The 6,970-nt window shown below is 61.2% G+C and carries 6 protein-coding genes and 2 pseudogenes; 5 read left to right on the top strand and 3 right to left on the bottom strand.

Annotated features, from left to right (window positions below; genetic code table 11):
* Positions 1–438 precede the first annotated feature (438 nt).
* Positions 439–1,609, bottom strand: a pseudogene (locus GVL61_RS24200) (IS3 family transposase).
* 216 nt (positions 1,610–1,825) lie between these two features.
* Between GVL61_RS24200 and GVL61_RS24195 the strand changes: the two are divergent.
* The gene (locus GVL61_RS24195) at positions 1,826–2,737 is read left to right on the top strand and encodes a histone deacetylase (RefSeq protein ID WP_159983798.1); all 912 of its coding nucleotides are present in this window, start codon (positions 1,826–1,828) and stop codon (positions 2,735–2,737) included.
* A 10-nt stretch (positions 2,738–2,747) separates the two neighbouring features.
* Here GVL61_RS24195 and GVL61_RS24190 read toward each other — a convergent pair whose 3' ends face one another.
* Positions 2,748–2,999 (bottom strand): hypothetical protein, encoded by a 252-nt coding sequence (locus tag GVL61_RS24190; protein WP_159983796.1) that lies wholly within the window; start codon positions 2,997–2,999, stop codon positions 2,748–2,750.
* 193 nt (positions 3,000–3,192) lie between these two features.
* Positions 3,193–3,738 carry a hypothetical protein gene (locus GVL61_RS24185; RefSeq protein ID WP_159983794.1) on the bottom strand — a complete coding sequence of 182 codons (546 nt, stop codon included), beginning with the start codon at positions 3,736–3,738 and terminating at the stop codon, positions 3,193–3,195.
* A gap of 200 nt (positions 3,739–3,938) precedes the next feature.
* Between GVL61_RS24185 and GVL61_RS24180 the strand changes: the two genes are divergently transcribed.
* The 4 genes and pseudogenes from GVL61_RS24180 to GVL61_RS24165 all read left to right on the top strand — a co-directional run.
* Positions 3,939–4,838, top strand: coding sequence for an HNH endonuclease (locus tag GVL61_RS24180; RefSeq protein ID WP_159983792.1), 900 nt, complete (start codon positions 3,939–3,941; stop codon positions 4,836–4,838).
* Positions 4,839–5,060: 222 nt separating this feature from the next.
* Entirely contained in the window at positions 5,061–5,519 is a 459-nt protein-coding gene (locus GVL61_RS24175) for a transposase (RefSeq protein ID WP_159983790.1), read from the top strand.
* Between the two features lie 23 nt (positions 5,520–5,542).
* Entirely contained in the window at positions 5,543–5,869 is a 327-nt protein-coding gene (gene tnpB / locus GVL61_RS24170) for an IS66 family insertion sequence element accessory protein TnpB (RefSeq protein WP_235037897.1), read from the top strand.
* A gap of 66 nt (positions 5,870–5,935) precedes the next feature.
* Positions 5,936–6,839: pseudogene (locus GVL61_RS24165) on the top strand (IS66 family transposase); the annotation flags it as partial.
* Between the last annotated feature and the right edge of the window lie 131 nt (positions 6,840–6,970).

Genomic DNA, 6,970 nt, shown 5'->3' with positions numbered 1-6,970 from the left:
CTTCAACCCGCAAACCTCAATCACCCTCAAATCCGGCTCATCTCCGGCAATGACGCTACGCGCCCGCCGCCTGCCCAAAATCCAAATCTTGGCCTGCGCTGACCAACACGATGAATTTTCCGGGCTAGGAACCACGCGACAATGTCTCGCCCAACAGTCTCTCGCGGTTCTTGGTGAAGACCGTCACGTCCCAGCTCGGCGCGTCCATGGCTCCTCGTCCGCCAAATCCGCTACCATGTCCAACCGGCCGATGACGAGCACCGTCCGGGGCAGCAGGCACAGTTCGCGGAACAGCCAGTTCAGTTCATCGCGGTGGCTCTTCTTCAGCGGATTTGACGGGTTGAGGACATAAAGGACAAGATCGGCCTCGCTTACATAGCGCCGGGTCAGTTCCTTATAGTGCTCTTGACGTGACCCTCAGGTTTCCACCAGCGTGGATTAGAGCCGAGCAGCTTTGTTGCGCATGAGCGCGGGTTGAGCAATCGCCTGCGCAGCGGAGCCCGTAGGGCGTAGCGAAGCAGGCCATTGCTTATGCAGTTCAGCGGCGAAGGCCGCAGGGGTTTCATATCCAAGGGATGAGTGCGGCCTTTCCTGGTTGTAGTCCTCTGCCCAGGCGGAGATCACCACGCGGGCGTGCTCCAGGCTGAGGAACAGGGTTTCGTTGAGCAACTCGTCGCGCATGCGACCGTTAAAGCTCTCGACGTAGCCATTTTGCATCGGCTCGCCTGGGGCGATATAGTGCCACTCCACCCCGATTTCCCGCACCAGGCGAGGATGGCGTTCGAGGTCAACTCGGTGCCGTTGTCGCTGACAATCATCCCGGGTTTGCCGCGTTCAGCGATCAGCTCGCTGAGTTCGCGCACCACCCGACGCCCCGAGATCGAAGTGTCCGGCACCGCGCGCAGGCACTCGCGGGTTACATCGTCGACGATGTTGAGCACCCGGAACCGGCGCCCCGTAGCCAGCTGATCATGGACGAAGTCCAGGCTCCATCGCTGGTTAGGTAGCGCCAGCACGGGAGCGGGTGCCCGTGCGCCGATGGCACGACGCCGGTTGCGCCTGCGTCGGACCGCCAGCTTCTCCTCGTTATAAAGCCGTTGTGTCTTCTTCCGGTTGATCACCACGCCCTCCCGCCGCAGCAGAATGTGCAGCCGACGATAGCCAAATCGGCGGCGCTGCTGCGCAAGCTCACGCAGCTTCGCCCGAAGGTCGGCATCATCTTCCCGCTGTGACCGGTAGCGCATGCTCTTCCGGTCAGCGCCGATAACACCACACGCCCGCCGCTCGCTCATCCCCAGAACCGCCTGGAGACGCGCGACCGCCTCTCGCTTGGCAGCGGGCGTTACCAATTTTTTGCGAGAAGATCCTTCAGGCTGGCGTTATCCAGCATCGCCTCGGCCAGCAGTCGCTTCAGCTTGGCGTTCTCATTCTCGAGCGCCCGTAACCGCTTGCCCTCCGAGACTTCCAGACCGCCATACTTGGCCTTCCAATTGTAGATCGTCGCTTCCGATACCCCCGGGCGACGAGCCACATCGGCAGTCTTCGCGCCAGCCTCCTGCTCCTTCAGCACGCCGATGATCTGCTCTTCTGTGAACCTTGCTCGCTTCATTCGTCCGTCCTTCCATCAGGCCAGACTCTAATCAAGCTTGGAGGAAAATCCGGGGGACACGTCAGCCACTATGGAGCGTGGGCCTCGGCCTCCTGAGGGGCCGAAAGGGGGCGACCTGCTCCTTCCATGTTGGAAGTCCCCCCAGTTGAAATCGCTAGACCGCACGCCCAGCAATGTTGCTCGACCTGTGTACCTTGGCGTTCTACCTGCAAGGCCATGCTGCATGTCGTCCATCATCCCGGTTACGTGGTTCAAACCGAGCGCACGGGCACTTTCCCGCATGACAAGTATGCGCTGGTCATGCGGGTGCTGGGCGAAAGCGGCGTGGCAATGACTGTCCATGCACCCGAAGTCATGCCGCGAGAATGGCTCGAGGCTGTCCACGATCCGGCCTATGTCGACGAAGTCATCAGTTGCTCGGTGCCCGCGGCCAAGCAGCGCCGGATCGGATTTGCGATCGACGAGCAGATCTCGCGGCGGTCGCAACTCTCCCCCGGCGGAACATGGCTTGCGGCGAAGCTGGCGCTGCAGCACGGGTATGCTGCAAATTCCGCTGGCGGCAGTCACCACGCCCTTGCCAATTCCGGTGCGGGCTATTGCGTGTTCAACGATCTGGCGCTCGCCGCCAAAAGGCTGATCGAGGAGGGTGACGTCTCGCGCATCCTGATCCTCGATCTCGACGTGCACCAGGGTGATGGCACTGCGGCCCTGACCGCAGGGCGCAGCGACATCTTCACGCTTTCCATTCATGCCGAGAAGAACTTCCCCACCCGCAAGGCGCGCTCGTCCCTGGATGTCGGGCTACCCGATGCGACGGGCGATGCGGACTATCTGGAAGCTCTGGCCGGATCGCTGCCCATGGCCCTCGATCATTTCATGCCGGAACTGATCCTGCTGCAGGCAGGCGTCGATGCCCATGCGGACGACAAGCTGGGCCGGCTTTCCCTGACCGATGAAGGCCTCGCGAACCGCGATCGCTTCGTGGCGACAGAGGCGAAGCGGCGCGGCATTCCATTGGCGAGTACGCTGGGCGGTGGTTATGGCGCGGACCGCGAAGCCGTGGCCTTGCGACACGCCCGCACGATCCTTACCCTTTCGGCCACGATCAACGGGAGGGATATCAACTGATCGCGCGGTCTTACTGGGCCGCCTGCCTCTCGGCATTGAGCCGTTCGACAAGTTTTTCGATCTGGTCGGGATTCAGAATCCAGGTGCGGGTCTTGCGCCCTTCCACGAATACAGGCTGCGTCAGCAGGATGCGTGCCTGCTCCTTGGCGAAGGGCTTGAAGAGCGAGAAGTGCATCACACATTCGAGCATCAATCCGATCACCGGCGTCTTGCCATCCAGATCGATCAGCGTTGCGGGCTGGTCCCAGGGAATGTTCATCATGGTCCGCCCCTATCGCGGGTTCTGAGGAATGCAAAGGCTGCATGCGTTCACCCGCTACCTTCAATGCCATGAGCGCCCTAAGTCCGTCCGGTCAGCCGGTAGCCTTGTATCGCTCGCAAGCCGATAACTGCCTCCTGGCAGATCAGCAAACCGGCCGTTTCCGGTGAGAGCCTTCCCCAACGGCCAATTATGACTAGTTTGCGCCGCGAAGCTTGGCGTCGATCGCGCTCAGCGCATGTGTGAAACGATCATGTGCAATCTGCGCCTTTGGCATAAGTTGCTCGCTGATGCCCCCGGCAGCAAGAATTTCAGCCCGAACCAACATCATTTTCTGCGCCTTTTTGACCGCGTCAACGGCGAGCGGGTCGTTTGAAATCACCATATACCGGCTCGGCAAACCGAAGCGGGGATGGGTCCGCACCGCTTCGTCATCCGGCACGAATACCACCCGCGTCTCGCCGTTGACGGTGGGGGTCACATCGCGCCATGTCCCGCCCGCTTGCGCCCATAACGCATGATGCTCGGCCTCCAGCCACACCCCGGGCTTTTCCCAGACGATCCATCCCATGATCGCCTTGCCGCCATTCGCGCCGATCGCCTTGTCGACGTTATCGAAGCATTCGGTTGCTTTGCTGCCCGCCAGTGGTTCCACATCGATCCATTGCGCGGCACCCTTGAGCGCGATCCTTGCAAAGCGGACGACGACATCATTGATTTCGGCGGGTGCGATCGGCTTCATGGGCAAGCAACTATGCCTTGGGCTGCAAGCCAGCAAGATATGAACTCCGCGAAAAAACGAAGGCGCAGTGTCGAGGGTACTATTTGCCCAGGAAGGTCCGCAATCGGGGCGGAACCAGCCTTGCAAACCATGCTTCCCCGGGCGCCAATCCGGTAGCAAAATTTGATACCGCCATCCGCCGCGACTAGGTATCAACCCGTATGGCTTTTGGCGTTTTCATTCACCGATCCGATTCGATCTACGACGACACTCCGGCAGAGCGTTATCAGTTTCCAAAGCAGTATCTGGAGCGCGCGAAAGCCTGCGTCGGTGATTGGATCGTCTATTACGAACCGCGCAAGGTTGTCGGTACGAAAGGCTATTACGCCGTAGCCAAAGTGGAGCAAGTCATCGCTGATCCGTCAGCGCCGGGAATGTATCTCGCGTTGATCGAACCCGGCACGTATCTGGACTTCGCGATGCCCGTACCATTTGCCGGTGAAGCCGGACCGATAGAGCGCGGCGTACTGAATGAGGCCGGGCGCATTTCGGGCCGTGCTCAGGCTGCTGTGCGGAGCCTGTCTCCGGCCGATTTCAACCGCATCGTTGCGGCGGGTCTGGCCGATGAAAATCCCCTTCTGCCACGGACGGATATGGCGCCGGTCGAGCACGTTCTCAGGGAAGAACGCGAACCATTCATTTTCGATGAAGCGCGCGAGCGCATCTCCGCGATCGTGTCGCGCGTTGTGCGTGATCGGGTGTTCCGGCGAATCGTCTTGCGCGCCTATGATGAGCGGTGCGCCATTACCGGATTGAAGCTCATCAATGGAGGCGGGAGAGCCGAAGTCGAAGCCGCGCATATTCGTCCCGTCGAGGCGAATGGGCCGGACATTGTGAGCAACGGCCTGGCCCTCTCCGGAACGGCTCATTGGATGTTCGATCGCGGTCTTATCGGGCTGGATGACGATATGCAGATCATGGTGTCGCGTCAGGCCAATGACCCGGACAGCATTCGCTCGGTTATCAATGCGACCGGGCGGATCCTGATGCCGCCTCGCGAGGCTGATCGCCCTCATTTGCAGTTTGTTCGATGGCATCGCGAGCACTGCTTCAAACACTAACGGTTATTGCTAAGTGATGGGCGGGCCGCCTGGCCCGCGCGGCGCACATGAGGTGCTGACCAGACAATCATGCCCAATTTCGAAGAAATTCAATGCCCAAGCACACGGAGGACAGTTCGGACAGTCGGTAAGCGTCCGGCCTTCGGCGTGTTGCCGCATTCGGCGTTGGCGCTGATGGACGTCCGCTAAGGAGTCTCTTTCTGGACTCCAGAAGGAGGCCAAGTGAAGGACCGGGTAGAGATCATCGCGCGCACTGAACGGCGCAGGAAGTTTTCGGATGCCGAGAAGGCGGCGATCCTCGCCGAGGCGGATGCAGACGGCGTATCGGTCCGCCAGGTCGCTGAGCACCATGAGATTGCCGGGAGCCTGATCTATAACTGGCGGTCGGCCCGTCGCCAGGCTGCGGCCATCGCCAGTGAGGCGCTGGAGTTTATTCCCTACGGCGCGATCATAACGGCGGATCCCGTACCTGCGCCAGTGATACCGGAGCCTCAGAAGGCGCAGCGACCTGTTTCGTCGCCGATGCCGCCAGCCCCCGAAGAACTCATCCGTCCGCATCCAGGTACGCGCCCCGGCGCGATAGACATAGACCTGCCCAGCGGGGTGCGCTTGTCGGTAGACAGCTATGTGAATGAGAAGGCGCTGGCCCGCGTGCTGCGTGCATTCCAGGATGTCTCGTGATCTCGCTAGCGCCCGGAACGAAGGTGTACTTGGCAAGCAAGCCGGTCAGCATGCGGCTCGGCTTCGATGGGCTGGCGGCATTGGTCCGCCCGCTGTTCGCGGTCGAGCCCTATGGCGGCCATGTATTCCTGTTTCGCAGCAAGAGCCGCAATTACCTGAAGGCGCTGCACTGGGATGGGACCGGGCTTTGCCTGTTCGCCAAACGCCTGGAACGAAGCCGTTTCGTCTCGCCGTCGCTCATCGAGGGACGTGTCGTGCTGACCCCGGCGCAGTTCGCGTTGCTGATCGAAGCTATGGACTGGCGGCGGACTGTAGCCCCTGATCCGCCCCGTCTACCATTACAAATTTGATGCAATAATTGGCGTATTTCTGGGCTTTCTGCTTGGGCAGAAGGCCGGATTTTGCTATCGGGAAGCGTGTCTCTCGACGATCTCGAACTCCCCTCTGATCCCGCAGAACTGCGCGCTTTTGCCGAGGCAATGCGCGCACGTCTGGTAGCTTCGGAGCAGGCGCTGGAAGCCGAACGCGCGGCCCATGACGCGACCCGCGAGAAGCTCGAGACCGCCCAGAACTCGATTCTGCTGACGGCGCTGCAGATCGAGAAGTTCAAGGTCCAACTAGCCCACCTCCGGCACATGAAGTTCGGGCAGTCGTCGGAACGCCTTGCTCTTCAGGCCGATCAACTCGAGTTGACGCTGGAGGATCTCGAGGCCGAGCATGCCCATGCCGAGTGCGTGATCGAGGGGCATGTGCCCGAAGATGCTTCGGCCAAGGCTGCCCCTCGCAAGCCTCGGCGTGCCCCGCTGCCCGACCATCTCCCTCGCGACGAGGTCATGCACGCAGCACCGGATGCCGACGGCTGCTCCGCCCGTGGGGGCACAATGGGCAAATTCGGCGAGGACGTGACCGAAGTACTGGAATATGTCCCCGGCCGCTTCCGCGTCGTCCGTCATGTCCGGCCCAAGCTTTCCTGCAACCGCTGCGATACGATCAGTCAAGCTCCGGCCCCGGCGCTGCCCGTGCCGCGCGGCCGTGCTGGTCCCGGCCTGCTGGCCCATGTCATCGTTTCCAAGTTCGCCGATCACTTGCCTCTTTACCGCCAATCGCAGATCTACGCTCGCGAGGGTATGGAGATCAGCCGTTCGACGATGGCGGACTGGCTGGGCCAGGCAAGCTGGCTGCTGCAGCCACTGGTCGATCGGATCGCCGATCACGTCATGGCCAGCGTGAAGCTCCACGCCGACGATACACCCGTCCCTGGCGCCGGGGACCGGGAAGACGGCAACCGGGCGATTATGGGTCTACCTTCGTGATAATCGACGATTGTTGATTGCCACTGAGATGTGACCCGGGGGGCGTATAAATTACCATTGAGAATTGACCCATGTTTCCCTCGCCTCCGGCTGCCAGTCGGAGGGTCGTGGAGTGATCGACATGGACTTACTCAGTGT

The sequence above is a fragment of the Novosphingobium sp. 18050 genome (assembly GCF_902706195.1).
Lineage (GTDB): Bacteria > Pseudomonadota > Alphaproteobacteria > Sphingomonadales > Sphingomonadaceae > Novosphingobium.
Note: the sequence above shows the minus strand (reverse complement) of the source record. Positions and strands in the feature narration are given on the sequence as shown.

Excerpts from the sequence above, each read along its gene's own strand:
- GVL61_RS24190 (WP_159983796.1), bottom strand. The coding sequence starts at position 2,999 with ATGATGAACATTCCCTGGGACCAGCCCGCAACGCTGATCGATCTGGAT.
- GVL61_RS24180 (WP_159983792.1), top strand. The coding sequence starts at position 3,939 with ATGGCTTTTGGCGTTTTCATTCACCGATCCGATTCGATCTACGACGAC.
- GVL61_RS24195 (WP_159983798.1), top strand. The coding sequence starts at position 1,826 with ATGCTGCATGTCGTCCATCATCCCGGTTACGTGGTTCAAACCGAGCGC.
- GVL61_RS24185 (WP_159983794.1), bottom strand. The coding sequence starts at position 3,738 with ATGAAGCCGATCGCACCCGCCGAAATCAATGATGTCGTCGTCCGCTTT.